Genomic DNA, 1,143 nt, shown 5'->3' with positions numbered 1-1,143 from the left:
GGAGGAACGGCAGGCGCGCTTGGCCAGCCAGCCGTTGAGCGGAAGGGTCAGCAGGAGCACGGCGGCCGCGCTGGCGACCTGGGTCCAGCCGTAGGCCGAGGCGGGCAGTCCCGCGTCCGTCATCAGCAGCGGCATGATGCTGAAAAGACCCGCCAGCGGTGTCAGCGTGCACACACTGGCCGTCCAAAGGAGCCAGAGCCGCGCGTCGCGCAGTGCTGCTCGGTAGCCGCTGCGGGACCCGGCGGACGGAGTGCGTGGGGGCCGATCCGGACTCACGCAGCGGAGCGCGACCAGCGCGAAGACCGCGCAGGCCACCGCATTGACCCAGAACAGCGCCGGGAGGCCGGTCGTGCCGGCGAGCAGTCCACCCGCCGCTCCGGTGATCGCGGCACCCACGTTGGTGGCGAAGTGGCGCCAGCCGGTAACCCTCGCACGGGTCGCGGCGTCGTCGATCTGGTCGGCGACGACCGCCGAGACGACTGGCCGCGGGGCATCGAACACGGCCCCTGCCAGGACGGCAGAGACACCTATGGCGATCGGGCCAGTGGCACCGGCCAGGCACGGCAGGACCACCGCCGCCATCAGCATCGAGCTGACGAGGGTGGCACGACGGCCCACCGTGTCGGACAGGCGCCCCCAGACGACCTGGCCGGCGAGCCAGCCCACGCCGTACAGGGCGAGGACCGCGCTGATACCCCCGGCCGTGTACCCGAGGTCGGAGAGACGATAGCCGAGGAACGGATAGGAGAACCCAGCTGCGCGGACTGCACCGGCCCCGACGACGAGCACCCACACCTGCCTGGTGCTCCGGCGTACTGCAAAGGGTGCCTGCGGAGCAGCTGGACGGGCGGCGGACAGGGTGGCGGGCACGGGCACTCCTGATGGCATGGGAGAAACCTGACGTCTGACCGATTCCGGGCGTCAGGTCCTGGTGGGAGTGAGGGACAGTCCGTGGGGCGCCGCCAGGGGGACGACGGCACCCCAGGGGCCGGAGCATCGCGGCCGGAGCCACGGCACTCGGCCGCACCCGGCCAGTCACGGGAACGCCTGACCGGGAGTCAGCGGGAGTCCGGTCGGAGCGTTACGCGCCGGGACCTGTCGGTGTGAAGGCTGATCAGTCGCTTTCGATATACCGACTGCTGA

General features: G+C 71.4%; 1 protein-coding gene. It reads right to left on the bottom strand.

Annotation, left to right across the window (positions count from 1 at the left end; genetic code table 11):
- A partial coding sequence (locus tag C3481_RS15950; RefSeq protein ID WP_181021960.1) for an MFS transporter occupies positions 1-789 on the bottom strand: 789 nt, incomplete at its 3' end.
- Positions 790-1,143: the final 354 nt, after the last annotated feature.

It is taken from the genome of Microbacterium sp. Ru50 (assembly GCF_002920555.1).
GTDB lineage: Bacteria > Actinomycetota > Actinomycetes > Actinomycetales > Microbacteriaceae > Microbacterium > Microbacterium arborescens.
Note: the sequence above shows the minus strand (reverse complement) of the source record. Positions and strands in the feature narration are given on the sequence as shown.